Consider the following 26,411-nt stretch of genomic DNA (forward strand, 5'->3'; position numbering starts at 1 on the left):
TTCACTTGGTGCGGTTCACGCGTTCACGCGGTGACCTTGGCGACGAGCACACAGGCGTCGTCCTCGCGTGCGGCTCCGCCGAACTCCTCGACCACCGTCCGCACGCAGTCCTGCGCGGTGCGCGCCGCGCCGAACCGCGGGGCCAGGCCGAGCAGCCGGTCCACGGCCGCGCCCGGGCCGTGCTCCGGCACCAGGCCGTCGGTGTGCAGCAGCAGGACGTCGCCCGGCCGGAGGGTCTCTTCGGCCTGTCCGTAGACGGCGCCCGCGGTGGCGCCGAGCAGGACGCCGTCCGGTGCGTCGAGCAGACGCCCCGTCCCGTCGCGGTACAGCAGCGGGGCGGGGTGTCCCGCGCGCGCCCAGACCAGGGTGCGGGTGTCGGGCCGGTAGCGGCAGCAGACGGCGCTGCCGAGGGCTGGCTGCACGGTCGCGTCCAGTAACTGGTTCAGCATGCCGAGCAGTTCACCGGGCCGGCTGCCGGCCAGCGCCATGCCGCGCACGGCGCCGAGCAGCATCGCCATGCCGGTGGCGACGGCCACCCCGTGCCCGGTGAGGTCGCCGACGCTGAGCAGGGTCTCGCCGTCGGACAGTTCCAGCGCGTCGTACCAGTCGCCGCCGAGCGGTGTGCGGGTCGCCGCGGCGAGGCGGCGGGCGGCGAGGTCGAGGGTGCTCGCTCCCTGGTGCGGGAGCCGCAGGGAGCCGCGCCATGGCGGCAGCACGGCTTCCTGAAGCTCGACCGCGATCCGGTGCTCGGTCTGCTCCTGCCGGCGGTGACGCTGCAGCGAGTCACGGGTCTCGTGCACGGTCGTCCGGCAGCGGCGCAGTGCGCTGACGTCGCGCAGCACGGCCCACATCGAGGCCGCGCCGCCGTCGGCGCCGAGCACCGGTTCGCCCATCATGTGCACCGCCCGCACCGAGCCGTCGGGCCGCACGACGCGGAACTCGCCGTCGATGGTTTTGCCGTCGACCAGGCAGTCCGTCACCATCGCGGTCAGCCGGGGCCGGTCCTCCTCCAGCACCAGGGAGGGCAGCTCGTCCAGGGTGAGGGCGGGGGAGTCGGGGTCCAGACCGAGGAGCTGGTAGAGCTCCCCGGACCAGGTCGCCTCGTCCGTCAGCAGGTTCCACTCCGCGCTGCCGACGCGGCTGAGCAGCGAGCCGTGCGGGGCGCCTGCGGGTACCGGCCGAGGGCCGGGCGCCTCGGTGCTCTCGGCGGCCGGTCCGTCCCTCAGCTGGGCCAAGTGGGCGTCGAGGTCGTCGAGTTGGTGCAGCGCGAGGTCGTACAGGGCGCGCTGCCAGCGTTCCTCCGGGTCCGAACCGTCGCTCCGGGTGTCCCGCCGTACGGCGTCCACGTCGCCCTTGAGCCGCCGCGTCTGCGTGATCAACGCCTCGACCGAGCCGCGTCCGGGTGGCTGGGCGGCTGAGCGGTCCGTGGAGACCGGTGACGGCATGACGCACTCCGTTGGGGAACGAGACGGCCGGGGACGACGGGGGGACCGTTACCGACTCTGGCACAGCCCGCGACGCCCCGTAAGGGATTCGGCAACACACGATACGGTGGTGCTTTTGGCATATGCCAGAGTCTTCCCGGAGCGATTCCCGCACACGAATGCCATACGCGCCCGGCAGGTCAAGTCTTACCCGGACTACGGCAGTTGCCTGATGCGGGTCGCCTTTTTGCCGACGCTCACGCATGTGTTCGTCGCTTCTGTGTTCCCCTGTGCGGGATGCGTCTTGTACCCGTCGAACTCTGACCGGAATTCGCGGCATGCGAGGGGCGCGTACGGACTCCATTAAGGCATGGATGCCATCACCGTCGCACAGCTCGCCCAGGCCCGGCTCATCACCGCCGAGGACCAGGAGATCCCCGTGTCGGCCACGCTGCGGTACACCACCGACGACCCCTTGGCCGTCTTCGTCGACTTTCCCGCCGAGGCCGCCCTGGACGGCGAGGAGGTCACCTGGGTCTTCGCGCGTTCCCTGCTCGACCAGGGGCTGCGGGCCCCGGCCGGCCACGGGGACGTCCAGATCTGGCCCTACGGCCGCACCCGGACGGTCCTGGAGTTCCACTCGCCTCACGGCCTGGCCCTGCTGCAGTTCCCGTCCTGCGCACTGCGCCGCTTCCTGCTGCGCACGTACGGAGCCGTGGGCGCCGGTCAGGAGGACCTGGCCGGGGTGGTGGAACGGGGGCTGAGCGCGTTGTTCGGCGGGGTGTAGGGGCGTGCCGGCGTCAGCGGCCGGCCCCGGCGCGGGGGTCGTACAGCTCCGGGCGCGGGGCGAGGCCGACCGCCACCCGGCCGCCGCTCTCCAGTGCCCGCACCCCCGCCTCGGCGACGACGGAGGCGGCGTAGCCGTCCCAGACGCCCGGGCCGGTGACCTCGCCGCGCCGGGTGGCGTCCACCCAGGCCTGCACCTCGCGGTCGTAGGCGCCGGCGAAGCGGACGAGGTAGTCCTGCGCGACCTCCGCACCGGCGCTGCCCGCCGTGGTGACCACCATGGTGTGCTCCTCGCCGATGCGCGCGCTGCCCTTCTCGCACACGGCCTCGCAGCGCACCTGGTAGCCGAAGCCGCAGTTGACGAACACCTCGACGTCGACCAGCGCGCCCCCGGCGGTCTCGAACAGCACGAACTGCGGGTCGAGCAGGCCCTCGGGGGCACCCGCGGACGGCGTGGGGCGCAGGACCGTGACCGCCGTCAGCTCCTGGCCGAGCAGCCAGCGGGCCGCGTCGATCTCGTGCGAGACCGAGCTGTTGATCAGCATGGCGCTGGTGAAGCCGGCGGGGGAGGAGACGTTGCGGTGGGTGCAGTGGAGCATCAGGGGCCGGCCCAGCGTGCCGCCGTCCAGCAGCGACTTGAGCCGGCGGTACTCGGCGTCGTAGCGGCGCATGAAGCCGATCTGCGCCAGCCGGCGGCCGAGCCGCGCCTCGGCCTCCACCACCCGCAGCGCTCCGGCGGAGTCCGGCACCATGGGCTTCTCGCACAGCACGGGCAGCCGCCGCGCGAACGCGGCGAGCAGCGCCTCCTCGTGGGCGGGGCCGGGGGAGGCGATCAGCACGGCGTCGACGCCGGGCGCGTCGAGCGCGGCCAGCGGGTCGGTGTGGACGGTCACCGCGTCGCGGCCGGCCACGGCTTCCCGAGCGCGCTCGAGATCGGGGTCGGCCACCGCCGCGACCCTCGCTCCGCTGACCACGTGGTCGAGGCGTCGTATGTGGTCGGCCCCCATGTGCCCGGCCCCCAGTACCGCCACTCCCAGCAGGTCACCCATGTGTGCGCTCCCTCACGCCGACGATCACGCCGTAGCGTACGCCGGGCGGGGAGCGCTGCCGGCGGAGGAGCGGGCGGCAGCGCGCGGGGACCTCAGTAGCGCAGGACCCCCGCGATCCCGTTCGCGTCGCCGAGCGTGCCGTCGGGCACGAAGCGCACCTCGGCGCCGGTCTCCAGACACTGCTCGACGATCTCGTCCACGATGTCCTCGCGGGCGTCCAGATCGCCGGGCAGGGCCGGGACCAGGTGGTCGCCGAGGTCGCTGACGGTCGCGCGGAAGTTCTCCTCCACGGCCAGCAGCCGGACCCGGCCCTCCCGGACGCTCTGCCACAGCTCGTCGAGACCGGCCGCGTAGGTCCGGCGGCCGCGTGCCGAGGTCAGCTCCTGCATCACGGCCGTGGTGTCCTTGCGGGCCTCCGCCTCCAGCACCGGCCGCAGCGCCTGCCACACCGCCTCCGGACCGGCGTGCGCGAGGCCGCCGTGCGGAACGTGCACGGCGCACTTGGCGACGCTGCCGACCTCGTCCAGCAGGGACAGTGCGGCCGGTTCGCCGGTCACGTACAGCGGGCGGGGCTGCTCGCGCAGGACCGTGCTCATGGCCGTGTCGGCCTCGCGGAAGAACTGCCGGGTGCCCTCGCCCCGGAAGGCGCTCTTCAGATCGCCGATCTGCATCTGGCGCTCGGCGTCGAAGTTCTCCCGCCTGCGCTCCAGCGGGAAGCCGCCCGAACGGTCCCGCACCACCCGGTCCTCGCCGCCGCTCCAGAGGGTGACGAGGTCCGCGGAGACCGACAGCGCCCAGAAGGGGCGCTCGGCGACCTGGGCGGCGACCAGGTTGCGGGTGAGGAAGGTGTCCGAGAGCACCACCCGCTCGGGGACGGCACGGGCCAGGGACCAGACCTGGTGTTCGCCGGGCGCGGCGAAGATCGCCAGGCCGTCCTCGGCGTGCGCCAGATCGACCTCCGCCAGCGCCCGGTCGAGCTGCGCCACGACCTCGTTGCGGCGGTCGCGGGTGACGGCCGGATCGGACTCCAGGCGCCTGCGTGCCTCGGTGACGACATTGCGCAGCCGGACGGGGTCCTGGCCGCTCTCTGGCTCACGGCGGTGCGTCGGGGTCAGCACGGACACCGCCGGATACGGACGCGGCCGCCGCAGCTCGGCGAGGGTCGCGGGACTCAGTGCGTGCTCCATGACAGCACGATAGGTCGGATTCACATGTACGGCATTCGGGGTAATCCAGACCGGATTCGGATGGGGGCCGCGGCGCGGAGACCGGTGACGCGGCGGCCCGCGCACCGCTACCCTACCGGTCAGTAACCGGATCGTGGACCGGATCGTGGCGCACCCCAGGAGGCCTGACATGCCGCAGCTCGACGTCGACGGAGCGGCCCTGACGTACGACGACGAGGGCCCCCGGGACGCGCCCGAGGCGCCCCTGGTCTTCGTGCACGGCTGGACCGCGAACCGGCACCGCTGGGACCACCAGATCGCGCACTTCTCCGGAGGGCGCCGAGTGATCCGGCTCGACCTGCGCGGGCACGGGGAGAGCACCGGGGCCGGGGTGCGCACGATCGCGGAACTGGCGCGGGATGTCCTGGCGCTCCTCGATCACCTCCAGGTCGAGCGGTTCGTCCTGGTCGGGCACTCGATGGGCGGGATGATCGCGCAGACCATCGCGCTGGCGCACCCCGAGCGCGTGGAGCGGATGGCGCTGGTCGGCTCCATCGGCCGGATGACCTACAGCCGTGGCCGGGGTCTGCTCATGGCGGCGTCCACCCTGGTGCCGTACCGGCTGTTCGTGGCCGCCAACATCCGGCGGGCCTTCGGGCCCGGCCATCCCCGCGAGGAGGTCCGCGCGCAGATCCGTGCCTCCGCCGCGACCCCGCGCGAGGTCGTGATGACGCTGTACGCGGCGATGCGCGCCTTCGACGTCCTGGACCGGGCCGGCGAGATCCGTACGCCCACGCTGATGGTGCACGGCTACCACGACGTGCAGCTGCCGGTGCGGCAGATGCTGCGGATGGCGAAGGCGTACCCGGACGCGGTGGTCCGCATCCTCGACGCGGGTCATGAGCTGCCGCTGGAGAAGCCGGCCGAGCTGACCGCCGTGCTGGACCAGTTTGTGACCGGAAAGATCTGACGCGCTCGGCGCTTGGGGAAGTTTTTGCCTGTGGCCGGTTCGTGACGGGGCCGGCCCGGCGGCATGGGCGGCGCGAGATTTCGCGTAAGCAAAACCCGTCCGAAACCATGGGGGTGCAGGTGTCGTCGGTGTTGCCCCCGTGTTGACTGCCTCGGGCAACTGACGGAGGCTGGCGATATAGGTGCTAGTTACAACTGGTCTGCCGGCCGGCCCTGGTTCACCCGAGGAAGCCCCAGGTGAGCGCCGGAGCCGGCCGCGAGCCGGAGGCAGGAGGCAGCGCATGTGCGGCATCACCGGATGGGTGTCCTTCGACCGTGACCTGACCGCCGAGGCCACCACATTGCATGCGATGACCGAGACCATGGCCTGCCGCGGCCCGGACGACCGCGGCACCTGGGCCCGGGGCCCGGCCGCCCTCGGGCACCGCCGGCTCGCGATCATCGACCTCCCCGGCGGCCGTCAGCCGATGTCCGTGGACACCCCGGAGGGGACCGTCGCCCTGGTGTACTCGGGTGAGGCCTACAACTTCACCGAGCTGCGCCGGGAACTCGAAGGCCGCGGCCACCGGTTCACCACCGACTCCGACACCGAGGTCGTCCTGCACGGCTACCTCGAATGGGGCGACGCCGTCGCCGAACGGCTCAACGGGATGTACGCGTTCGCCGTGTGGGACGGCCGCCACGACAAGCTCGTGATGATCCGCGACCGCATGGGCATCAAGCCGTTCTATTACCACCCCACCTCCGACGGCGTCCTGTTCGGCTCCGAGCCCAAGGCGATCCTCGCCAACCCGCTGGCCCGCCGCCGGGTGACCCTGGACGGGCTGCGGGAGCTGTTCGTCATGGTCAAGACCCCCGGACACGCGATCTGGGACGGCATGCGCGAGGTCGAGCCGGGCACGGTCGTCACCGTCGACCGCTCCGGCCTGTCCACCCGCGTCTACTGGCAGCTGCAGACCCGGGCGCACACCGACGACCGCGACACCACCATCGCGACCGTGCGCTCGCTCCTCGACGACATCGTGCGCCGCCAGCTGGTCGCCGACGTGCCGCGCTGCACCCTGCTCTCCGGCGGCCTGGACTCCTCCGCCATGACCGCGCTCGCCGCCCGTCAACTGGCCGCGCAGGGCGAGAAGGTGCGCAGTTTCGCCGTCGACTTCGTCGGCCAGACCGACAACTTCGTCGCCGACGAACTGCGCGGCACCCCCGACACGCCCTTCGTGCACGACGTCGCCGAACTCGCGGGCACCGACCACCAGGACATCGTGCTCGACGCCCAGTCCCTCGCCGACCCCGCCGTACGCGAGCAGGTGATCCGCGCCCGCGATCTGCCCGCCGGCTTCGGTGACATGGACGCCTCCCTGCTGCTGCTCTTCCGCGCCATCCGGGAGAAGTCCACGGTGGCCCTGTCCGGCGAGTCCGCCGACGAGGTGTTCGGCGGCTATCTGCAGTTCTTCGACGAGGAGGCGCGGCGCGCGGAGACCTTCCCGTGGCTGGCCACCATGGGACGCCACTTCGGCGAGGACGCCGGCGTCCTGCGGTCCGACCTCTCCAAGTCCCTGGACCTGGAGAGCTACATCGCCGACGGCTACCGCACCGCCGTCGCCGGCATCGAACGGCTCGACGGCGAGAGCGACTTCGAGTACCGGATGCGCCAGATGAGCCATCTGCACCTGACCCGGTTCGTGCGCGCCCTGCTCGACCGCAAGGACCGGATGAGCATGGCCGTCGGCCTGGAGGTCCGGGTGCCGTTCTGCGACCACCGGCTGGTCGAGTACGTCTACAACGCCCCCTGGGCGCTGAAGTCCTTCGACGGCCGGGAGAAGAGCCTGCTGCGGGAGGCCGCCGCGGACGTCCTGCCGCGCTCGGTGTACGAGCGGGTCAAGAGCCCGTACCCGTCCACCCAGGACCCGCAGTACGCCCGCGCCCTGCAGGACCAGGCCAAGGACCTGCTCGCCCAGCCCTCGCACCCGGTCTTCGACCTCGTCGACCGCGACCGGCTCCGCCAGGCCGCCGAACGCGAGGCGCCGGTCAGCACCCAGGCGGCCCGGCGCGGCCTGGAACGCGCGCTGGACCTCGCACAGTGGCTGGAGCTCTACCGGCCCGAGGTGATCACCGGCTGAGGCCGATGGCCCGGTCCGCCGCGGCCCGCGTGGGCTGCCACCACGTCGTCACCGGCTCCCACACCAGGACGCGCGTCCCGGCCCCGAGCCGCGCAGCGGTGAAGGAGCGGCCCCTGTGGGCGGCCGCGGCGGCCACGGTCACGGTGCCGACCCGGCGGGCCTCGGGGTCCGCCGGGTCGGCGATGGTCCGCACGTCGGCGTACGCGGTCCGTCCGGCCGCGAGCCGGTAGTCGCCGGTGCCGCCCTCGGGTGTCGGCAGCGCGGCGCCGTCCAGGCTGCCGAAGGTCACCGTGGGCACGCGGTCGACGGCACAGGCGCGGGAGCCGTGGTTGGTGACGCCGACCCGCAGCACGGCCGGAACGCCGGGCACGGCCCGCGCCCGGACCGTCAGCGCCGTCTCGGCGCAGCGGCCGGGCCGGACGGCATCGGTGGTGGCGGCCCGGCCCTGCGGCGCGGTCAGCAGCAGGACCGCGGCGGCGGCCGAGGCGGCGGGTACGGCGAGGGCGGCGCGGATGCGCATGGTGGTTCCCCCTGTCGTGGTCTGCGTATCGGATGCGGTGGCCGGAGTGTGCCTGCCCGGTGTGACGGCCGGGCGGCCCCACAGGTTGTGCCGGGTGCGCGACTGTCAGCCGGACGGCCCCGTGGCGGCGTCAGCCGGCGGTGTCCGTGGTGGCGCTCCAGTCGCGTCCGTCCGCCGGGCAGGAGCTGCCGCTGGGCGGCAGCGAGCCGTAGAGCAGGAAGTCGTCGATCTTGCGGTGCACGCACGTGGAGGAGGAGTAGCCGGTGTGGCCCTCGCCCTTGTTGTCGAGCACCACCGCCGACGGGCCGAGGCGTGCGGCCGTCTCCTGTGTCCACCGGTACGGCGTCGCCGGGTCGCCGCGCGTGCCCACCAGCAGCATCTTCGCGGAGTCGACGTTCTTCACCCGGTCACGGATGAAGTCGGTTCCCCTCGGACGGCCGTAGCACATGAGCAGCTGGGTCAGCCGGTAGCGGCCGAAGACCGGCGAGGCCTGCTCGTAGCGGGCCCTGAGGTTCCTGAGGTCCTCGGCGATCCGCGCCGCGCCGGGCCGGTCGGGGTCGTCGGCGCAGTCGATCGCCATCAGCGCGGCCTCGAGGTTGTCCGCGGGGATGTCCTGCGGGTCGACCAGGCCGCCGTTGCCGTGACGCCCGCTGCGCGGCAGGCCGGAGCCGCCGGCGGCGAAGTTCAGGGTCCCGCGCGTGTCACCGTCCTGGACCAGCGAGGCCAGGGCGCGCTCCATGGAGGGCCACAACTGCTTGCTGTACAGGCCCTGCGCGAGGGCGCCCACCAGGTCCTGTCCGGAGAACGAGCCGCCGAAGTCCGCCGGCACCGGGTCGGCGTCGAGCGTGCGCACCAGCCGGACCACCTCGTCCCCTGCGGCACGCCGGTCCTGGCCGAACGGGCAGGCGACATCCGTCGTACACCAGTCCAGGAAATCGTCCAGTGCGGTCTGCTGGCCCTCGGCGCCGGCCAGTCCCTGCTCGGACAGCGGCTCGGTCAGGGTGTCCACGCCGTCGAGGGCGAGCCGGCCGACCTTGTGCGGGAACTGCGCCGCGTACACCGCGCCGAGCCGCGAACCGTAGGAGAAGCCGAGGTAGTTGAGCTTCCTGTCGCCCAGGGCCTGGCGGATGACGTCCAGGTCGCGTGCGGCGTTCACGGTGCCTATGTGGGGCAGCACCGGGCCGGAGGCGCGGACGCACTCCGCGGCGGCCTGGCGCAACCTCGCCAGCAGCGCCTTCGGATGGTCGAGGTCGGCGTCGCCGGCCGTCGCGGACGCGGCCTCGTCACTGCCCTCGCCGCAACTGACGGGGGAGGAGCGGCCGACGCCGCGCGGGTCGAAGGTGACCACGTCGTAGCCGTTGGTCAGGTCCATGAACTGCGCGCCGTCGGTGGCGAGTCCGGCGACGCCCGCACCGCCGGGGCCGCCGAAGTTGAGCAGCACCGAGCCCCGCTTCTTCCCGGTCGCCCGGTAGCGGGCGAGGGCCACATCCAGCGTCCCCGCGCGGGGGCGGGCGTAGTCGAGCGGGACGGTGACCTTCCCGCACTGCATGTCCCGCGGCATCTCGAGGCCCTCGCACGCGGTCCAGGTCACCTTCTGCCGGTAGAAACGGGCCAGGTCGGGCTGCGGCCGGTCGGCGGCGGCCGCGGGCAGGCCGGCGCCGAGCAGCGCCAGGGCGAGGACTCCGGTACCCGCGCAGCGCCGCACGGCGGGCCGTGTGGACAGCTTGGCCAGCATCGATCCTCCCGGGACGCCTGTCGCGGACCGGGCACGGCGCCCTCGGATCACGATAAGCGGGCCCCGGACGGCCCGCCTCCCGGCGAGCGGGACGGGCTGCGACGCCGTACTCTGCCCTCCCGTCCGACCCGATTTCATGATTATTGAGATCTTTACAACGCATTCGATACCACTGTCGCCCTACGGGGTGAAAGAGCGATCAGCCATAACTCGGATGGTCGACCCGCGTTTTACGGGGTGCGGGTGAGTGCCCGCGACAAGTCTGGAAGGCAGGGAACCTATGAGACGGGCTACCCGTAACGGTGTGATCGCCGTCGCCGTCGCGTCCGGCGCGATGGCGGTGGCGCCGTCCGCCGCCTTCGCGGCCGACGGCGCCACCGCCGAGGGCTCCGCGGCCGGCTCGCCCGGGCTGGTCTCCGGCAACGGCATCCAGCTGCCGGTCGACGTACCGGTGAACGTGTGCGGCAACACCGTGAACGTGGTGGGGCTGCTCAACCCTGCCGCCGGCAACGCCTGCGCGAACCACGGCTCCGGAAAGACCTCCGGGACGAGCGGATCGTCCGCGTCCGGCGGCGCCTCGGCCCACGGCGGCGCGCAGGACTCGCCCGGCGCGCTCTCCGGCAACGGCGTGCAGCTCCCCGTCGACCTGCCGGTGAACGTCAGCGGCAACACCGTCGACGTCGGGGGAGTGGGCAACCCGGTCCAGGGCAACGAGTCGGTCAACGGCCCCCGCGCCCCCCGCCACCCCCGCAGCCCGGCACCGAAGCCTCCGGCCCCGGCCCGGCACCTTCCGCAGGCGCCGAGTCCCGTCGCACCGCCGACGACGCCCACCCTCGCCCACACCGGTGCGGACGCCACCGTGCCGGCCGTCGCGGGCAGCGCCGCCCTTCTCCTCGCGGGCACGGTCCTCTACCGACGCTTCCGCCCGGCCCGCACCGGCTGACGTACGGCCCGCCCCCTCCCAAGGCCCCACCGGACGCCGGCCCGGTGGGGCCTGGGCGACAGGTGCGTGCCCGGCGCGACGGCCGATCTCCCCGTGGCGCGGCTCCTGTTGATCCGGAAGGATGCGGAACGGCAGTCCGGTCCCCCGACGGAAATGGAGCGCATCGATGACCTCTGCGGCCCCCCACGACCTCGTCGTCACGCAGGCCACCCTCGACGACTGGCCGGTGATCGCCGGGTGGGCGGCGGCGGAGGGCTGGAATCCCGGGCTGTCCGACGGGCCCGCGTTCTTCGCGCAGGACCCCGACGGGTTCTTCCTCGGCCGCATCGACGGGGAGCCCGTGTCGGCCGTCTCCGTGGTCAACTACGGCCCGGAGTACGCCTTTCTGGGCTGTTACCTCGTCCGTCCCGACCTGCGCGGCCACGGCCACGGCCTCACCACGTGGAAGACCGCCCTCGCCCATGCCGGCAACCGCACCATCGGCCTGGACGGGGTCGTCGCGCAGCAGGACAACTACCGGCAGTCCGGGTTCGAACTCGCCTACCGCACGATCCGGTTCACCGGCACCGCGCCGGCGGGCGAGACACCGGCCGGGGTCCGCCCGGCCGCGGCGGACGACCTCGCCGCGATCACCGCCTACGACAGCGCCTGCCACCCGGCCGACCGCCCGCGCTTCCTCGCCGCATGGCTCGCCGCCCCCGGACACCGGGCGTTCGTCCGCCACGACGGCGCGCGGCTCACCGGATACGGCGTGCTCCGTCCGGGCCACGACACCCTGCGCATCGGCCCCCTCTTCGCCGACACCGCGGACGACGCCCGCGCCCTGTTCACCGCCCTCACGGCCGAGGCCGCGGGCCGCGAGGTCTGCGTCGACGTGCCCGAGCCGAACACGGCCGGCGTCGCGCTCGCCGAACAGGCCGGATTCCAGGCCTCCTTCGAGACGGCCCGCATGTACACCGGCCCGGTCCGCGAGCACGCGCAGCACCGCGTCTACGGTGTCACCACCCTCGAACTGGGCTGACCGGCCGGGGCGTCGCGCATGCGGGCGGCTTGCGCTTCCGGCCCCGGCGGACTCCACCGGCCGACCGCGGGCGCGGCCCTGCCTACGTCCGCTCGGCTCGGCTGACCCGCCGGGGCGTCGCGCATGCGGGCGGCTTGCGCTTCCGGCTCCGGCAAACCCCACCGGCCGACCGCGGGCGCGGCCCTGCCTACGCCCGCTCGGCCCGGCTCACTCGCAGGGGCATCGTGCGTACAGCGGCGGCCCTCGCACCCGGCCCGGCGGAACCGCCACCGGGCCGCCGGGTACGCAACCCTGCCTACGTCCGCTCGGCCCTCACCCGCACGGGCGTCGAGCACGCAGGCGGCCCGCGCTCCCGGCTCCGGTGAACCCCGTCGGCCCGCCGGGTGTGCGACCCCCGCGGAAGTTCCCGCGCAACCCGGACGTGTTCGGGCAGCTGACCGAGCGGCCGACGGACCGGCGTACCGCGCGAGGCAGCCCTCCTCCAGCGGCGCCGGCCGCGTCAAGGCGCGTCTCGGCTGCCTCCCCGCAAACCCGGCCGGCTCCGCGCCTGGCTCGCCGCCCCGCGTGCGCCAGGCGGCTCGGGGGATAATCCCGTTGCCCCGGACGCGCCGGGCGTGATCGAGTGCTGCGCATGGATCATTCGGCGGTGCTCGCCCTCTACGACCGGGACATGCGAGAGAACGCGGCTCCCGACGGCCCCGGTGCCCGGATCGAGCGGGCCGGTGCGGTGGTGCGTCATGTCGCGGACCCGCAGGGGTGGAACGGCGTGCTCTGGTCCGCCCTGGACGCGGCGGGCGCGGACCGGGCGATCCGGGACCAGGTCGCGTACTTCACGAGCCTCGGCCGCGACTTCGAGTGGAAGCTCTACGGCCACGACCGGCCGCACGACCTCGGCGCCCGGCTCCTCGCCGCGGGATTCCGCGCCGAGCCCGAGGAGACCCTGATGATCGGCGAGACCGGCCGGCTCGCCCTTGACGCCGAACCGCCCGCCGGCGTCCGGCTCGTGCAGGTCGCGGACCCGGCCGGTGTCGACCTCGTCGTGGACGTCCACGAGAAGGCCTTCGGCACCGACGGTACCCGGCTGCGGCACCGGCTGCTCGCCCACCTGGCCGACGGCCCCGGCACCGTGGTCGCCGTGGTCGCGCTCGCCGGGGACGAACCCGTCAGCTCCGCCCGCATGGAACTGACGCCCGGCGCCCGGTTCGCCGGCCTGTGGGGCGGCGGCACCGTCGAGCACTGGCGGGGCCGGGGCGTCTACCGCGCCCTGGTGGCCCACCGTGCCCGCGTCGCCGCCGCCCTCGGCTACCGCTACCTCCAGGTCGACGCCGCACCGACGAGCCGCCCCATCCTGGAGCGGCTCGGCTTCCACGCGCTGAGCACCACGACGCCGTACCTGTACGGCGGCTGACGGCGCGTCAGCGGCTTACGCGGGAGCGGTCCAGTGCCGCGATCCCGACTGCGGCCAGCGCGATCTGGATGAACCACTCGATCCAGTCGGGCCCCTTGGTGTCCGCGACCCCGAACCCGGCGGCGATCGCCGAGCCCAGCAGCGCGGCCACGATGCCGACGACGATGGTCCACAGGATGCCGATGTGCTGCCGGCCGGGCACGACCAGGCGGCCCAGTATGCCGATGACGAGGCCGATGACGATGGCGCTGAGGATGCCGGAGATATGCATGTCCACCCCTTGTGGTGTCGCCTCCCGCTCATCGTCTTCCCGCTGTGGGCGCAGGCAGTCCGCTCCGGTTATTGCCGGGACTTTCTGTTCACCGGCCCTTCATGCCATGTACCTTTCAACCAATCGACGCGTGTAGAACCCTCAAGCACGCTCTACGCGCGCAGACTTGGGCGCCCCCACCGCCTCTCCCCACCCCCTCACGGAGGTTCGCCGGATGCCTGGATCCCTCAGATCCCGCCGCAGACTCACCACCGCCCTGGCCGGTTTCGGGCTGCTCCTGACCGGAGCCGCCGTCCAGGTCGGCAGCGGCACCGCCGCCCACGCGGCGACGACGCACCGCATCCTGTTCGACAACGCCCACGCCGAGACGGCCGGGAACGCCGACTGGATCATCTCCACCAGTCAGCCCGACCCGCTGGGCCAGAATCCCTCCCCGTCCGCCGAGACCGACTGGACCGGCGCCCTGTCCTCCTGGGGCGTGGCGCTGCAGAAGACCGGCAGCTACAGCCTGAAGACGCTGCCGTCGGGCGCCGCCCTCAGCTACGGCGGCTCGTCCTCGACCGACCTGTCGAACTTCGACACGCTGGTCCTGCCCGAACCGAACACGCTGTTCACGAGCGCCGAGAAGACGGCGATCATGAACTTCGTGAAGAACGGCGGCGGTCTGTTCATGATCTCCGACCACACCGGAGCCGACCGCAACAACGACGGCGAAGACGCGGTCGAGATCCTCAACGACCTGATGACGAACAACAGCGTCGACTCCACCGACCCGTTCGGCTTCTCCATCGACTCCCTCGACATCTCCTCCGGCTACCCGGCCGCGATCAACGACAGCACCGACCCGGTGCTGCACGGCTCCTTCGGCACGGTCACCAAGAGCCTCATCGCCGACGGCACGACCGCGACCCTCAAGCCGTCGGACAACCCGGACGTCAAGGGCCTGGTCTACCGCTCCGGTTACTCCGGCAACACCGGCGCCTTCTTCCTCACCAGCACCTTCGGCAGCGGCCGGGTCGCCTTCTGGGGCGACAGCTCCCCGATCGACGACGGCACCGGCCAGTCCGGCAACACCCTGTACGACGGCTGGAACGACTCCGGCGCCACCAACGCCGCCCTCGCCCTGAACGCCACCGCGTGGCTCTCCGGCACCGGCGGCACCAGCGGCGGCGGGGGTGGCACCGGCACCTGCGCCGCCGGCCAGCTGCTCGGCAACCCGGGCTTCGAGTCGGGCAGCAGCACCTGGAGCGCCAGCAGCGGGGTCATCACCAACGCGACCGGCGAGAAGGCCCGTTCGGGCTCGTACTACGCCTGGCTCGACGGCTACGGCACCGCCACCACGGACACCCTGTCCCAGTCGGTGACCATCCCGTCCGGCTGCTCGTCGGCGACGCTCAGCTTCTGGCTGCACATCGACACGGCCGAGACCTCGACCAGCACCGCCTACGACACCCTCAAGGTCCAGGTGCTGAACAGCTCGGGCACGGTCCTCGGCACCCTGGCGACGTACTCGAACCTCAACGCCGCCTCCGGCTACACCCAGCGCAGCTTCAACCTCGGCGGCTACGCCGGGCAGACCGTCACCCTGAAGTTCACCGGCACCGAGGGCTCCCAGTACCAGACGTCGTTCGTCGTGGACGACACCGCGCTCACCGTCGGCTGACCCGGCCGGGGCGGGCCGCACCGGCCCGCCCCCGCCTGCTCAGGCCGCCGGCACCGTCCGCTCCGGGGTGTTCCAGCCGGAGATGCGCACACCCGGCGCCGAGCCGTGCAGATCGGCCGTCCGGAAGGTGGCGGTCAGCGTCACCGACTCGCCCGGCCACAGGCTCACCTCGTTGTCCGACCAGCGCACCGGCAGCACCGGCTCGCCCCGCCCGTCCACGAGGTGGACGTCCGTCAGCAGCGCCGGGGTCTTTCCGTTGCCGGTGTTCCGCAGGGTGACCGTCGTGGTCGACGTGCCGTCCGACGACCGGGTCGCCGCGGTCGCCGTCACCGGCGCCTGCGCCATCGAGGCGAGCCCCGTCAGGTCGGCGTAGCCGGTCGTCGGCGTGTAGTACCAGGTGGTGCCGCTCCAGTCGAGCGTGTCGGGCCGGGTGGAGAGCCAGTACACGTTCCGGCTCACCTCCTTGCCGTCCGCGTCCGTCAGCACCAGGCGGACCAGATACGTCGACGCGAGGCCGCTCACCGACGACGGCAGGGTGAGAGCGGTACCGTGCGCGCCGTCGCCGGGCACCGTCAGGCCGGTCACGGTCCTGTCGTACCGCTGGGTGCCATCGGGGTCGAACAGCGTGGCCCGTGCGGTGAGTCCGGTGGCGGAGGTGTGATGGTGGTTGACGACGACGACCGAGCGGTTGTCGTAGGAGTACTGGATGTGCAGCGGCTCGTTCGCCTTCTTCGCGCCGAAGTAGGCGCCGCCCTGGTCGAGGTAGCGGTCCGTCAGCTGCCAGTGCAGAGAGGTCCAGCCGCTGTCGAACATCCAGTGGATGACCCCGGTCGACGGCTTCGACGCGTCCGTGGCGTTGCGGTCGTACGCCTCGAACTGGGCGCGGACGTTCTCGTACTGGGCCAGCTGGGCCTTGCGGACGTAGTCGGCGAGGCTCCTCGGGGCGCCGTAGCGGCCGGTGAGGGCGGCGTCGTAGATCTTCAGCGTGCCGAAGACCGGGGAGGGCGAGCGGTGGTACTGCCGTTCGTCCGGGTTCTTCCAGAGGGTGTCCCGTTCCGCCGGGGTCAGCATGCGGCGCAGCGTGTCGAGGGTGGGGATGCTCGGGCCCGCGCTGGTCTCGGAGTTGAAGCCGGTGGCCCCGCCCTCGCGCTTGGCGTACCAGTAGGCGGGCGGCACCCAGTCGTAGGGCCCGGTCATCTTCATGCCCGAACTCCCCAGCTGCGGCGAGGACTTGTCCGAGGCGGCGGAGACCACCGGGTCGGGCCAGTCGGCGGCCTTCAGGGCGTCCAGGTAGGTCTTCTCGATCCTCGCGTCGGGGGCGAAGTCGCTGCCGACGAGGAAGGAGATCACGCTCGGGTGGTCGCGCAGCCGGGCAGCCTCGGCGGCCATGGACGCCTGCGCCACCGGATAGTCGGCCTGCGTCCACTTGTCGCCGGTCTCGCTGCCGTTGACCTGGCCCTCCCACTTGTCGCAGCACTCCCAGCCCGGCAGCGTGAGGACGCCGTAGCGGTCGGCCAGGTCGAAGAACTCGTCCGGCTCCAGATGGCCTTCCAGGCGGATGGTGTTCAGCCCCAGGTCGACGGCGTACTTCAGCCGGTCCTCGGTGTAGCCGCGGTCCCAGCGCAGGAACTCGTCCGGTGACCAGCCGCCGCCCTTGATCAGCAGCCTGCGGCCGTTGATCCGGTACTGGCGCGCGCCGTCCGCGTCCAGCGGCGCCCGGACGTCACGGATGCCGAAGCTCTCGCGCGCGGTGTCCGACGTCGTACCGGCGACAGAGGCGGTGAGGTCCAGGGTGTACAGCGGCTGCCCGCCCATCCCGGCCGGCCACCACACCTTGGGCGAGGTGAGGTGCAGGCCCGGGGTGTCGGCGGGGGAGAAGGCGACGGTCTTCGTCTCGTGGGCGGCCAGCGCGACCCGCCGGGTGAACGCCGTGGCGCCGATGCGGCCGGTGATCTCGGCGGTGACCGGGGTGCCGGTCTCGTTGCGGGCCCGCGCCTTCACGGTCAGGTCGGCGGAGGCGAGCGACGGCACGGCGAGCTTGGTGATGACATGTGCGTCGCGCAGGGCCACCGGGCCGCCCCGGCGCACCAGCACGTCCCGGACGATCCCCATGTTGCGGTCGGGCGGCGGCTGGAGCCAGTCGATCCAGCCCATGGTGAGGTCCGCGTCGGGATCGTTGGGCCGGACGCGGAGGGCGACCGTGTTCGCGCCGGGCCTGACCAGCGAGGTGACGTCCAGCTCGTGGCGCGTGTAGGCCCCGGTGACCTCCGCGGCCGTCGCCGCCCGGTGGCCGTTGACGTAGACGTCGGCCGCCGAGATCACCCCGCTGAGGTCGAGGTAGGTCCGGCGTGCGGTGTCCTCGACGGTGAAGTCGGAGCGGTACCACCAGGGGACCTGGAAGTCGGCCCGCGGGATCTTCTGCTGGTTGGTGGAGAAGAACGGGTCGGCGTACACGCCGTCGGCGAGCAGCGCGGCCAGCACGGTGGAGCGGGGGCCCGCCGGATACCAGCCCTTCGCCGGATAGCCGGGGGAGGAGACGGCTTCCGGGGAGTCGGTCACCTTCGCCGAGGACTGGATGGCGTACCCGGCGAGCGGGGTCTCGGTGCCGGCCGCGGACGGGACACGGGTGGTCCGGGCCGTCAGCGGCAGCTGCGGCGGTGACGGTGGCCGGGCCCCGGCCCAGGCGCCGCCGGCCAGGGAGCCGAGCAGGCCGAGGGCCAGCGCCGCCACGGCGTACCGGCGGGCGGGGGCGGGGCGAGGAGGCATGGCGGACTCCCGGCGACCTAAAGTTAGGAAACTTTACTAACCTGCCTCAAGGTAAGGGGGCGTGCGGGGCGTGTCAACGACCGCGGGAGCAGTGTCGGGTGAAGGCCCGTCAGTCAGGCCGCCGTTCGGGACCTGCCCGCGGAGGAGCATGGCACGCGGGCGGCTTCCCGGGCGGTCAGGCTCCGGCGCCGGTCCTGCGTGCGAAGACCAGATCCCGGGCCGTGTCCAGTGCCGTGGCGACCGCGCCGAGCAGCACGGCGTCCTCGCCCAGCCGGCTCGGCGCGATCCGCGGGCGCAGCGGGGTGAGGGCGCGCACCCGCTCCTGGACCGGGCGCAGCAGCAGGTCGACGCTGTGGCCGACGCCGCCGCCGAGCACCACCAGATCCGGGTCGAGCACCGCGGCGGCCGCCGCCACGGTGTGCGCGATCCGCTCGCCCTCCAGTTCCACCGCCAGCCGGGCCGCGGGATGGCCCCGCCGGGCCGCGTCGAACACCGCCTTCGCCGTGAGCTGGCCGCTCATCCCGAACTCCCGGGCGGCCTCCACCACGGCCACCCCGGACACCGCGTCCTCCAGCCGCTCCGGCTTCTGCCGGCCCGGCCAGGGCAGGAAGCCGATCTCACCGGCCAGTCCGTGGGCCCCCGTGAACAGCCGCCCCTCGCTGACCACGCCCATGCCGAGTCCGGTGCCGATCAGGATGTACGCGAACAGTCGGCTGCCCGCGCCGACGCCGTACGTGTACTCGCCGAGCGCGGCCAGATTGGCGTCGTTGTGCACCTCCAGCGGTACGCCCAGTTCCTCGCGCATCCGGTCGACGAGCCCCGCGCGCCCCCAGCCCGGCAGATGCATCGCGTACCGCACCCGGCGCTGTTTCTCGTCGTAGACCCCGGGCGTGCCGACCACCCCGTGCACCACCTCGGCCGGATCCACGCCGGAACCCGCGATCACCTGACGGGCGGTGTCCACGACCAGGTCGGCCAGCGCGGCCGAGGTGCGGGCCCGGTTGCGTACGTCGGTGCGGGCGACGAGGGTGCCGTCGAGGTCGGCGACCGCCACCCGCAGCCAGCCCCGGCCGATGTCCACGCCGAGGGCGTGCCCCGCGGCCGGGTCGGGGGCGTACAGCACGGCGGTGCGGCCGCGTTCCGGGGCGTGGGTGCCGACCTCGTGGACCAGACCGGCCGTCTCGAGGGAGGCCAGCGCGCTGGAGACCGTCGGCTTCGACAGGCCCGTCTCCCGGGCCAGTTGGGCGCGGGAGGCGGCGCCGAGGGCGCGCAGCCGGTCCAGCAGGAGCCGCTCGTTGGTGCTGCGCAGCCGCCGGCGGCTCCAGGGCTGTGCTTGCTGCTCTTCGACGTCCCAGGCGGCCATCGGACCATTCTCGGCTATTCCCGCCGCGTACTTGACGCGTCTAGTAAGGCTCCTTAACTTTATCGCCCAGTCAGCCCGCCGGGCGCCGTCGAGCGCGCCCGTGGCGTCAGGAGCCCCCATGTCCGGTAGCCCGCCACCCACGGGTGGTTTCGTCCGCCGCGTCGGCCTGTTCCAGGCCACGGCCATCAACATGAGCCAGATGTGCGGCATCGGGCCGTTCGTGACGATCCCGCTCATGGTCGCCGCGTTCGACGGCCCCCAGGCGGTCATCGGCTTCGTCGCGGGCGCCGTCCTCGCGCTCGCCGACGGACTGGTCTGGGCCGAGCTGGGCGCCTCGATGCCGGGCTCCGGCGGCAGTTACGTCTATCTGCGGCAGGCCTTCCAGTACCGCACCGGCCGGCTGATGCCGTTCCTGTTCGTGTGGACGGCGATGCTGTTCATCCCGCTGATCATGTCCACGGGCGTCGTCGGCTTCGTGCAGTACCTGGGCTATCTCGCCCCGCACCTCGGGCGGACCGCGGGCGACCTGATCGGCCTCGGCATCATCGCCCTGGTGGTGCTCCTGCTCTGGCGCGGCATCGAGCACATCGCCCGGATCACGGCCGTGATGTGGACCGTGATGATCGCCTCGGTGCTGATGGTGATCGTCGCCGCGGCCACCGACTTCAGCCCGCACCGGGCCTTCACCTACCCGCCGGGCGCCTTCGACCTGACGAGCGACCACTTCTGGCTCGGCTTCGCCGCGGGCCTGACCATCGGCATCTACGACTACCTCGGCTACAACACCACCGCGTACATGGGCGCGGAGATCAAGGACCCCGGCCGCACGCTCCCGCGTTCCATCCTGCTGTCCATCGCCGGCATCATGACGATCTATCTGCTGCTGCAGATCGGCACCCTCGGCGTCGTCGACTGGCACCGGATGACCGACGCGCACGACATCGCCTCCACCTCGGTCGCCTCGGCGGTCCTGGAGGACACCTGGGGCAAGGGCGCCGCCGACACGGTGACCGTGCTCATCCTGGTCACGGCCTTCGCCTCCGTCTTCACCGGCCTGCTCGGCGGCTCCCGGGTGCCGTACGACGCGGCCCGGGACCGCGTCTTCTTCCGGCCGTACGAGAGGCTGCACCCCCGGCACCGTTTCCCGATGCTGGGCCTCGCGACCATGGGGGTGATCACCGCGGTCGGGTTCCTGATCGGCCGGCACACCGACCTGGCGACGCTGATCCAGCTGCTCACCACGGTCATGGTGATCGTGCAGGCGCTCGCCCAGATCGTGGCCCTGACCGTGCTGCGCAGACGCCAGCCGGGACTGCGCCGCCCGTACCGGATGTGGCTCTACCCGCTGCCGAGCGTGGTCGCGTTCGCGGGCTGGTGCGTGATCTACGGCTACGCCGACAGGAACTCCCCGGGCCGCCACCCCATCGAGTGGTCCCTGGCCTGGCTGGCCCTCGGCTGCGTGGCCTACGTCGTGTGGGCGCGGCTGGAGAAGGTGTGGCCGTTCGGGGCGAAGGAGATCAGCGAGGACTACCTGGCGGGCGCGGACCCGGACGTGGCGCCCACGGGCTGACCCGAGGACCTTCACCGGCCCCTCGTCACGACACGCCGACAGGCCCCTCGTCGCAGCCGTTCAGCGGTGGCCTCCCCGCACCGGACCCGAGTCCGCGGGGAGGCTTTCGCATGCACCGTCCGGAACCGAAGGGCCCCGCGCCGTGTGGCGGGACCTCCTCATCCTTGACATGCAAGTAATTGCCTGCATAACGTTGAGTGTGCGATCAGAGGACGACACCGGGATGGACAGGGTCTTCAAGGCGCTGGCGGACGACACGCGCAGGCGCCTGCTGGACCGGCTCCACGAGAACAACGGCCAGACCCTGGGCGAGCTGTGCGAACGCATCGCCATGACCCGGCAGTCGGTCACCCAGCACCTGGCCGTCCTGGAGGCCGCCAACCTGATCAGCACCGTGCGGCGGGGGCGGGAGAAGCTGCACTACCTCAACCCCGTACCGCTCCACGAGATCCAGGAGCGGTGGATCGACAAGTTCGAGCGCCCGCGCCTGAGCGCGCTCGGCGCCCTGAAGCGACGAGCCGAGGAAGCCATGACCGACAAGCCGAGTTTCGTGTACGTCACCTACATCGCGAGCACACCCGAGAAGGTCTGGGAGGCGCTCACCGACGCGGACCTGACGGCCGCCTACTGGGGTCACCGCAACGAGTCCGACTGGCAGCCGGGATCCCGCTGGGCGCATGTGCGCACCGACGGCTCCGGCGTCGCGGACGTGGTCGGCAGGGTCGTGGAGAGCGAGCCGCCGACCCGCCTGGTCACCACCTGGGCCGCGCCCGCCCAGGAGGATCAGGAGGACCGGCACTCACGCGTCACCTTCGAGATCGTCCCCTACCAGGACATCGTCCGGCTGACGGTCGTGCACGAGGACCTGAACGACGAGGGTGAGCGCTCGGACGTCGCCGGGGGCTGGCCGGCCGTGCTGTCCAACCTCAAGTCCCTGCTGGAGACCGGCCGGACCCTGCCGCAGGAGCCCTGGCTGGTGCCGGCCCGCTGAGCGGGATGCGAGAGGCCGGTCCGCCTGGGCGGACCGGCCTCTCGTGCTGCCGGTTCTTCCTGTGCTTCCTTTCCTCGCGTCTCCGGTCACGGCCGGGGGGCGGGGGTGCTGCGCGCCGCCGTACCGGCGCAGACCAGTCCGAGGACGAGCGCCAGCGCGCCGATGACGACGTTGTTGATGATCACTCCCTGGTCCGGGCCGCTGCCCACGATCCAGGGGGCGATGATCAGCCAGATGCCCATGGCGCACATGGCCCAGCTCAGGCCGTACATCCGCTCGGGGGCCCGGCTGAATCCGAGGGCCAGCAGACCTATCGCGATGCCCATGATCAGGTTGTGGGTCATGAGCGCGGGCTGGCTCGCCGTGTAGTGCACGATCCACGGAGATGCCGCGCAGTAGAGGCCGAGCAGGAAGACCGGGCCGTCCACGAGCGCCACATCTCGACCGCCGAGCATGCGGGCGTAGCGTGCCCGCATTTCGGAGACATCGGGGTGGGTCGATATGTCACCCCTGTGCACGTTGGCCATGTCTCGTCTCCTTTGACTTGCAGGCCAGATCGCGTCTGGTGTGATGCGCAGGTGGCACCACATACGCCCATTTTGCTCTTATTTTTTCTTTATGTGTAGGCCTGTGATGTTGTTGTGACCACGCGTGCCGACCGGGTGAGGGGCGGACACGGAGTGACATGGCCGCGCTGATTCCGGGCAGGGGAGAAGTACAGGATGTACATTCCGATCGCTGTCGACTGCGGAGGTGACCGGCCGTCATGGAGGCGAAGGTGCTGGAGCGGTTCCCCGCCGGGGCCCCGCGAGGATCCTGGCCCGCGGAGGAGTACGCGGCCGCGCGCCGCGCCGAGGGCGAGCGGGTGACCGTGGTGATGGACCTGAAGTCCGACGCCTTCCTCGTGGTGGCCGAGACCCCGGACGAGGACGGCCGAGGCTGACGGGATCGCGCGACCGGAGCGGATGTCACACCGGCGGCAGCTCCCGCGCCCGGCGCACGAACGCCGCGTGCAGGTCCCGGGCCGCCCGCGGCACCGACTCCGCCCGGCGGCGCTGCAGCATCAGCAGCACCCGGGTGGTGTCGCCGGCGATCGGCCGCCAGACGACCGCCCCGGACCGCTCCAGCGGATCACCGACGACACTGAAGTCCGGCAGCACCGTCGCCCCGAGGCCCTCGGCGACCATGAGCTTGCCCATCTCCGCACCGTCCGTCGAGTAGGAGAACACCGGCGTACGGCCGGACAGCAGCCGGTGCACATACCGGTGCATCACATAGCCGGTACGCATCGCGATCAGCGGCACACCGAGCAGGTCGTCGGCGCCGACCGCCGGCAGTGCGGCGAGCGGGCTGTCCGGGCGCAGGCACACCACCGGGCGGCCGCGCAGCAGTTCCGTGGACTCCACGCCGGCCGGTACGTCGTCGCCGTCCAGGTGATTGACCAGCCCCAGGTCGAACCCGCCCTCGACGAGCCCGCGCTGGATCTCCGTCTGCTGCGCGCCCACCACCTCCACCTGGGTGACCGGATGCGCCGCCCGGAACTCCCGCAGGACCGGAATCAGCAGCGGCACGGTCGCCGCGTTGACCGTGCCGACGCGCACCATGCGGCTGATGCGGTGCTGCTCGCCGGCCGCCGCCCGCAGCCGGTCCACCGCCTCCAGCACACCCACGATGTGCGGCAGCAGCTCCCGCCCGGCCGCGCTCATCGTGGCCCCCGAGCGCTTCCGCTCCAGCAGGTCGACCCCGAGTTCCCGCTCCAGGTTCCGCACGGTCTCGCTCAACGCGGGTTGGGACAGGCGCAGTTCGTCGGCCGCCCGGCGCAGTGAGCCGAGCCTGGTGACGGCCGCTATGTATTCCAGCTGTTCGGTCCGCACCGCCGCAGAATGCACGCGCACAAGGACCCGGTTCAAGGGTTTTCCTGTCACGCCTTCGTGAAATTCAATGGTCCGCCATACGAGAATGGTCGGGTTTTCCTTGACGGCGCTCGCCGACGGCTGCCACGATCGACGGCATGACGATGCGACTGGACCTCACGCGGCGACGCCATGTCGACCTCGCGCGCGTCTCCAGCGCCTCCTGTTGCGCCGCGGCCTGATCGCCCGACCCCGCTCCCGATCCGCCGCTCCCCGCTCCACCTCCGGCACCGCCCGACGTCTTCCGGTGTTTTCCCGTACCTGGAATTCGGCGTGCCCGGGAAATCCTTCGAGCAATTCCGCACCAGGAGTCACGCATGCCCGCAGCGCCCGTGAAATTCGCCTACTGGGTTCCCAATGTCAGTGGGGGACTCGTCACCAGCACGATCGAACAGCGCACCGACTGGGGATACGACTACAACCGCGAACTCGCCGTCCTCGCCGAGGAGAACGGTTTCGAGTACGCCCTCAGCCAGGTCCGCTACATGGCCAGCTACGGCGCCGAGTACCAGCACGAGTCGACCAGCTTCAGCCTCGCCCTGCTGCTCGCCACCCGGCGTCTGAAGGTCATCGCCGCCGTCCACCCCGGGCTGTGGCACCCCGGTGTCCTCGCCAAACTCGGCGCCACCGCCGACCACCTGTCCGGCGGCCGCTTCGCGGTGAACGTCGTGTCCGGCTGGTTCAAGGACGAGTTCACCGCCCTCGGCGAGCCCTGGCTCGAGCACGACGAGTGCTACCGCCGCTCCGAGGAGTTCATCACCGCCCTGCGCCGGATCTGGACCGAGGACCACGCCGAACTCGCCGGGGACTTCTACCGGTTGCGGGACTTCTCCCTCAAACCCAAGCCGCTCGCCGCACCCGGACGGCCGCACCCGGAGATCTTCCAGGGCGGCAACTCCACCGCCGCCCGGCGGATGGCCGGCCGGGTCTCCGACTGGTACTTCTCCAACGGCAAGGACTTCGACGGCGTCGTCGAGCAGATCGAGGACGTGCGTGCCTCCGCCGCCGAAGCCGGCCGCGAGGCTCCGAGGTTCGGCCTCAACGGCTTCCTCATCGCCCGGGACACCGAGGCCGAGGCCCGCGAGACGCTGCGCGAGATCGTCGCCAAGGCCGACACCGCGGCGGTGGAGGGCTTCGGCGCGGCCGTGAAGCAGGCGGGCCAGTCCACCGCCGACAAGAAGGGCATGTGGCAGGACTCCGCCTTCGAGGACCTCGTCCAGTACAACGACGGCTTCAGGACCGGCCTCATCGGCACGCCGGAACAGATCGCCGAGCGGATCGTCGCCTACAGGAAGCTCGGCGTCGACCTCTTCCTGCTCGGCTTCCTGCACTACCACGAGGAGGTCGAGTACTTCGGCAGGCGGGTGCTGCCGCTCGTCCGGGAGCTCGAGGCACAACTGCCCGAATCCGACCCCGAGTTCGCCCCCGCCCACGCCTGACACCGGAGGTCGTCCGCATGAGCAGCACCGCCACGCCCACCGACTGGTCCACGCTCCCCACCCCGCGCAGCGCCGAGGACTGGATCGCCCGCGCCACCGAGGTGGCCGCCGTCCTCGCCACCGACGCCGCCGCCCGGGACAAGGCCGGCGCCACCCCGCACGCCGAGGTCCGGCTGCTGAAGGACTCCGGCCTCGTCACCCTGCTCGGTCCCGCCGAGCACGGCGGCGGGGGCCAGGACTGGCCGACGGCCTACCGGGTCGTCCGGGAGATCGCCAAGGCCGACGGTTCGATCGGGCAGCTCCTCGGCTACCACTACCTGTGGTTCTGGGCCGCCCGACTGGTCGGCACCCGCGAGCAGTGGGAGCAGGTGGAGGCCGAGGCCTCCCGCAGCCGCTGGTTCTTCGGCGGCGCCGTCAACCCGCGCGACAAGGACGTGATCGTCACCGAGGACGGTGACGACCTGGTCTTCACCGGCCGCAAGTCCTTCTCCACCGGCAGCAGGGTCTCCGACGTCACCGTCCTGGAAGGCGTCTTCGAGGGCACCGACCGGCACGTCTTCGCCATCGTGCCCTCCGACTCCGCGGGGCTCACCTTCCACGACGACTGGGACAACATCGGCCAGCGGCTCACCGAGAGCGGCAGCGTCACCCTCGACGGCGTCCGCACCCCGTGGTCCGGCGCCGCCGGATACGTGGACAAGGAGTTCCGGCCGAGGGTCTACAACACCCTCAACGTCCCCACCATCCAGCTCGTCTTCGTGAACTTCTACCTCGGCATCGCGGCCGGCGCGCTGGAGACCGCGGCCGCCTACACCCGTACGAAGTCCCGCGCCTGGCTGCACGGCGGCCACGAGCGCGCGGTCGACGAGCCGTACGTCATCGACACCTACGGCGACCTCACCGCCAAACTCTGGGCCGTGGAAGCGCTCGCCGACACGGTCGCCGACGAGGGGCAGCGGCTGCACGACGATCCCGACGCGGTGACCGCGCAGGCGCGCGGCGAGTTCGAGGTACGGGTGGCGGCGGTGAAGGCACGCGCCACCGATGTCGCGCTGGAGATCACCAGCCGCATCTTCGAGGTGACCGGCGCCCGCTCCACCACGGCTGCCGAGGGCCTGGACCGGTTCTGGCGCAACGTGCGCACCCACACCCTGCACGACCCCGTCGCCTACAAGCGCCGCGAGGTCGGCCGCTGGGTCCTCGAGGGCGAACTGCCCGAACCCACCTGGTACTCCTGACCGATTTCCCCCCGGGCGCCCGTCCCCGTACGGGCGCCCGGCGCACCCCAGAA

23 protein-coding genes are annotated in these 26,411 nt (G+C 72.2%); 13 read left to right on the forward strand and 10 right to left on the reverse strand.

Going from position 1 to position 26,411, the window contains the following annotated elements; genetic code table 11:
• Positions 1 to 23: 23 nt before the first annotated feature.
• Entirely contained in the window at positions 24 to 1,445 is a 1,422-nt protein-coding gene (locus OG956_RS33110) for a PP2C family protein-serine/threonine phosphatase (RefSeq protein ID WP_330341693.1), read from the reverse strand.
• Positions 1,446 to 1,794: 349 nt separating this feature from the next.
• On the opposite strand from OG956_RS33110, the gene OG956_RS33115 reads away from it, so the two are divergent.
• Positions 1,795 to 2,211, forward strand: a complete 417-nt coding sequence (locus OG956_RS33115; RefSeq protein ID WP_330341694.1) for an SsgA family sporulation/cell division regulator — start codon at positions 1,795 to 1,797, stop codon at positions 2,209 to 2,211.
• Positions 2,212 to 2,224: 13 nt separating this feature from the next.
• On the opposite strand, the gene OG956_RS33120 is transcribed toward OG956_RS33115, so the two are convergent.
• Positions 2,225 to 3,259, reverse strand: coding sequence for a Gfo/Idh/MocA family protein (locus OG956_RS33120; RefSeq protein WP_330341695.1), 1,035 nt, complete (start codon positions 3,257 to 3,259; stop codon positions 2,225 to 2,227).
• 92 nt (positions 3,260 to 3,351) lie between these two features.
• Positions 3,352 to 4,446: a baeRF3 domain-containing protein gene (locus OG956_RS33125; protein WP_330341696.1), complete on the reverse strand. Its 1,095-nt coding sequence runs from the start codon at positions 4,444 to 4,446 to the stop codon at positions 3,352 to 3,354.
• Between the two features lie 169 nt (positions 4,447 to 4,615).
• On the opposite strand from OG956_RS33125, the gene OG956_RS33130 reads away from it, so the two are divergent.
• A complete protein-coding gene (locus OG956_RS33130) occupies positions 4,616 to 5,395 on the forward strand; it encodes an alpha/beta fold hydrolase (protein WP_330341697.1) in 780 nt (259 codons plus the stop codon).
• A gap of 280 nt (positions 5,396 to 5,675) precedes the next feature.
• Entirely contained in the window at positions 5,676 to 7,517 is a 1,842-nt protein-coding gene (gene asnB, locus OG956_RS33135) for an asparagine synthase (glutamine-hydrolyzing) (RefSeq protein ID WP_330341698.1), read from the forward strand.
• On the opposite strand, the gene OG956_RS33140 is transcribed toward asnB, so the two are convergent.
• Positions 7,507 to 8,037, reverse strand: a complete 531-nt coding sequence (locus OG956_RS33140) for a DUF4232 domain-containing protein (RefSeq protein WP_330341699.1) — start codon at positions 8,035 to 8,037, stop codon at positions 7,507 to 7,509. The two genes, asnB and OG956_RS33140, sit on opposite strands and share 11 nt — an antisense overlap.
• Positions 8,038 to 8,167: 130 nt before the next feature.
• Positions 8,168 to 9,772: an alpha/beta hydrolase gene (locus OG956_RS33145; protein ID WP_330341700.1), complete on the reverse strand. Its 1,605-nt coding sequence runs from the start codon at positions 9,770 to 9,772 to the stop codon at positions 8,168 to 8,170.
• A gap of 280 nt (positions 9,773 to 10,052) precedes the next feature.
• Between OG956_RS33145 and OG956_RS33150 the strand changes: the two genes are divergently transcribed.
• The 3 genes from OG956_RS33150 to OG956_RS33160 all read left to right on the forward strand — a co-directional run bounded on the left by OG956_RS33150 (position 10,053) and on the right by OG956_RS33160 (position 13,144).
• Positions 10,053 to 10,715 carry a chaplin gene (locus tag OG956_RS33150; protein WP_330341701.1) on the forward strand — a complete coding sequence of 221 codons (663 nt, stop codon included), beginning with the start codon at positions 10,053 to 10,055 and terminating at the stop codon, positions 10,713 to 10,715.
• A gap of 166 nt (positions 10,716 to 10,881) precedes the next feature.
• On the forward strand, positions 10,882 to 11,736 hold the full coding sequence (locus OG956_RS33155; RefSeq protein ID WP_330341702.1) for a GNAT family N-acetyltransferase: 855 nt from the start codon (positions 10,882 to 10,884) through the stop codon (positions 11,734 to 11,736).
• A gap of 631 nt (positions 11,737 to 12,367) precedes the next feature.
• On the forward strand, positions 12,368 to 13,144 hold the full coding sequence (locus tag OG956_RS33160) for a GNAT family N-acetyltransferase (RefSeq protein ID WP_330341703.1): 777 nt from the start codon (positions 12,368 to 12,370) through the stop codon (positions 13,142 to 13,144).
• A 7-nt stretch (positions 13,145 to 13,151) separates the two neighbouring features.
• Here OG956_RS33160 and OG956_RS33165 read toward each other — a convergent pair whose 3' ends face one another.
• Complete coding sequence (locus OG956_RS33165) at positions 13,152 to 13,415, reverse strand: GlsB/YeaQ/YmgE family stress response membrane protein (RefSeq protein ID WP_330341704.1); 264 nt, start codon at positions 13,413 to 13,415, stop codon at positions 13,152 to 13,154.
• 214 nt (positions 13,416 to 13,629) lie between these two features.
• On the opposite strand from OG956_RS33165, the gene OG956_RS33170 reads away from it, so the two are divergent.
• Positions 13,630 to 15,078, forward strand: a complete 1,449-nt coding sequence (locus tag OG956_RS33170) for a hydrolase (protein ID WP_330341705.1) — start codon at positions 13,630 to 13,632, stop codon at positions 15,076 to 15,078.
• A gap of 39 nt (positions 15,079 to 15,117) precedes the next feature.
• Here the strand turns inward: OG956_RS33170 and OG956_RS33175 are convergent, their stop codons facing one another.
• Both OG956_RS33175 and OG956_RS33180 read right to left on the reverse strand, forming a co-directional pair.
• Positions 15,118 to 17,844 carry a glycoside hydrolase family 2 protein gene (locus OG956_RS33175; protein WP_330341706.1) on the reverse strand — a complete coding sequence of 909 codons (2,727 nt, stop codon included), beginning with the start codon at positions 17,842 to 17,844 and terminating at the stop codon, positions 15,118 to 15,120.
• Positions 17,845 to 18,019: 175 nt separating this feature from the next.
• A complete protein-coding gene (locus OG956_RS33180) occupies positions 18,020 to 19,207 on the reverse strand; it encodes an ROK family transcriptional regulator (RefSeq protein WP_330341707.1) in 1,188 nt (395 codons plus the stop codon).
• Between the two features lie 118 nt (positions 19,208 to 19,325).
• Here OG956_RS33180 and OG956_RS33185 point away from each other — a divergent pair, with 118 nt between their 5' ends.
• Both OG956_RS33185 and OG956_RS33190 read left to right on the forward strand, forming a co-directional pair.
• On the forward strand, positions 19,326 to 20,777 hold the full coding sequence (locus OG956_RS33185; RefSeq protein WP_330341708.1) for an APC family permease: 1,452 nt from the start codon (positions 19,326 to 19,328) through the stop codon (positions 20,775 to 20,777).
• Between the two features lie 223 nt (positions 20,778 to 21,000).
• Positions 21,001 to 21,768 carry an ArsR/SmtB family transcription factor gene (locus OG956_RS33190; protein ID WP_330341709.1) on the forward strand — a complete coding sequence of 256 codons (768 nt, stop codon included), beginning with the start codon at positions 21,001 to 21,003 and terminating at the stop codon, positions 21,766 to 21,768.
• An 86-nt stretch (positions 21,769 to 21,854) separates the two neighbouring features.
• Here the strand turns inward: OG956_RS33190 and OG956_RS33195 are convergent, their stop codons facing one another.
• Positions 21,855 to 22,295: an SPW repeat protein gene (locus OG956_RS33195; protein WP_330341710.1), complete on the reverse strand. Its 441-nt coding sequence runs from the start codon at positions 22,293 to 22,295 to the stop codon at positions 21,855 to 21,857.
• A 239-nt stretch (positions 22,296 to 22,534) separates the two neighbouring features.
• On the opposite strand from OG956_RS33195, the gene OG956_RS33200 reads away from it, so the two are divergent.
• Complete coding sequence (locus OG956_RS33200) at positions 22,535 to 22,711, forward strand: hypothetical protein (RefSeq protein WP_330341711.1); 177 nt, start codon at positions 22,535 to 22,537, stop codon at positions 22,709 to 22,711.
• Between the two features lie 25 nt (positions 22,712 to 22,736).
• On the opposite strand, the gene OG956_RS33205 is transcribed toward OG956_RS33200, so the two are convergent.
• Positions 22,737 to 23,642, reverse strand: coding sequence for a LysR family transcriptional regulator (locus OG956_RS33205; protein ID WP_330341712.1), 906 nt, complete (start codon positions 23,640 to 23,642; stop codon positions 22,737 to 22,739).
• Positions 23,643 to 23,785: 143 nt separating this feature from the next.
• Between OG956_RS33205 and OG956_RS40305 the strand changes: the two genes are divergently transcribed.
• From OG956_RS40305 to OG956_RS33215, 3 genes are all read left to right on the forward strand, one after another.
• Positions 23,786 to 23,863 (forward strand): putative leader peptide, encoded by a 78-nt coding sequence (locus OG956_RS40305; RefSeq protein ID WP_350786652.1) that lies wholly within the window; start codon positions 23,786 to 23,788, stop codon positions 23,861 to 23,863.
• Positions 23,864 to 23,998: 135 nt separating this feature from the next.
• Entirely contained in the window at positions 23,999 to 25,120 is a 1,122-nt protein-coding gene (gene sfnG / locus OG956_RS33210) for a dimethylsulfone monooxygenase SfnG (RefSeq protein WP_330341713.1), read from the forward strand.
• A 17-nt stretch (positions 25,121 to 25,137) separates the two neighbouring features.
• Complete coding sequence (locus tag OG956_RS33215) at positions 25,138 to 26,358, forward strand: acyl-CoA dehydrogenase family protein (RefSeq protein ID WP_330341714.1); 1,221 nt, start codon at positions 25,138 to 25,140, stop codon at positions 26,356 to 26,358.
• The last annotated feature ends 53 nt before the right edge of the window (positions 26,359 to 26,411 follow it).

This window comes from Streptomyces sp. NBC_00557, assembly GCF_036345995.1.
Classification (GTDB): Bacteria; Actinomycetota; Actinomycetes; order Streptomycetales; family Streptomycetaceae; genus Streptomyces.

Excerpts from the sequence above, each read along its gene's own strand:
- OG956_RS33140 (WP_330341699.1), bottom strand. The coding sequence starts at position 8,037 with ATGCGCATCCGCGCCGCCCTCGCCGTACCCGCCGCCTCGGCCGCCGCC.
- OG956_RS33125 (WP_330341696.1), bottom strand. The coding sequence starts at position 4,446 with ATGGAGCACGCACTGAGTCCCGCGACCCTCGCCGAGCTGCGGCGGCCG.
- OG956_RS33180 (WP_330341707.1), bottom strand. The coding sequence starts at position 19,207 with ATGGCCGCCTGGGACGTCGAAGAGCAGCAAGCACAGCCCTGGAGCCGC.
- OG956_RS33190 (WP_330341709.1), top strand. The coding sequence starts at position 21,001 with ATGGACAGGGTCTTCAAGGCGCTGGCGGACGACACGCGCAGGCGCCTG.
- OG956_RS33195 (WP_330341710.1), bottom strand. The coding sequence starts at position 22,295 with ATGGCCAACGTGCACAGGGGTGACATATCGACCCACCCCGATGTCTCC.
- asnB (WP_330341698.1), top strand. The coding sequence starts at position 5,676 with ATGTGCGGCATCACCGGATGGGTGTCCTTCGACCGTGACCTGACCGCC.
- OG956_RS33115 (WP_330341694.1), top strand. The coding sequence starts at position 1,795 with ATGGATGCCATCACCGTCGCACAGCTCGCCCAGGCCCGGCTCATCACC.
- OG956_RS33120 (WP_330341695.1), bottom strand. The coding sequence starts at position 3,259 with ATGGGTGACCTGCTGGGAGTGGCGGTACTGGGGGCCGGGCACATGGGG.
- OG956_RS33130 (WP_330341697.1), top strand. The coding sequence starts at position 4,616 with ATGCCGCAGCTCGACGTCGACGGAGCGGCCCTGACGTACGACGACGAG.
- OG956_RS33150 (WP_330341701.1), top strand. The coding sequence starts at position 10,053 with ATGAGACGGGCTACCCGTAACGGTGTGATCGCCGTCGCCGTCGCGTCC.
- OG956_RS40305 (WP_350786652.1), top strand. The coding sequence starts at position 23,786 with ATGCGACTGGACCTCACGCGGCGACGCCATGTCGACCTCGCGCGCGTC.
- OG956_RS33185 (WP_330341708.1), top strand. The coding sequence starts at position 19,326 with ATGTCCGGTAGCCCGCCACCCACGGGTGGTTTCGTCCGCCGCGTCGGC.
- OG956_RS33170 (WP_330341705.1), top strand. The coding sequence starts at position 13,630 with ATGCCTGGATCCCTCAGATCCCGCCGCAGACTCACCACCGCCCTGGCC.
- sfnG (WP_330341713.1), top strand. The coding sequence starts at position 23,999 with ATGCCCGCAGCGCCCGTGAAATTCGCCTACTGGGTTCCCAATGTCAGT.
- OG956_RS33200 (WP_330341711.1), top strand. The coding sequence starts at position 22,535 with ATGGAGGCGAAGGTGCTGGAGCGGTTCCCCGCCGGGGCCCCGCGAGGA.
- OG956_RS33155 (WP_330341702.1), top strand. The coding sequence starts at position 10,882 with ATGACCTCTGCGGCCCCCCACGACCTCGTCGTCACGCAGGCCACCCTC.
- OG956_RS33165 (WP_330341704.1), bottom strand. The coding sequence starts at position 13,415 with ATGCATATCTCCGGCATCCTCAGCGCCATCGTCATCGGCCTCGTCATC.
- OG956_RS33160 (WP_330341703.1), top strand. The coding sequence starts at position 12,368 with ATGGATCATTCGGCGGTGCTCGCCCTCTACGACCGGGACATGCGAGAG.
- OG956_RS33215 (WP_330341714.1), top strand. The coding sequence starts at position 25,138 with ATGAGCAGCACCGCCACGCCCACCGACTGGTCCACGCTCCCCACCCCG.
- OG956_RS33145 (WP_330341700.1), bottom strand. The coding sequence starts at position 9,772 with ATGCTGGCCAAGCTGTCCACACGGCCCGCCGTGCGGCGCTGCGCGGGT.
- OG956_RS33110 (WP_330341693.1), bottom strand. The coding sequence starts at position 1,445 with ATGCCGTCACCGGTCTCCACGGACCGCTCAGCCGCCCAGCCACCCGGA.
- OG956_RS33175 (WP_330341706.1), bottom strand. The coding sequence starts at position 17,844 with ATGCCTCCTCGCCCCGCCCCCGCCCGCCGGTACGCCGTGGCGGCGCTG.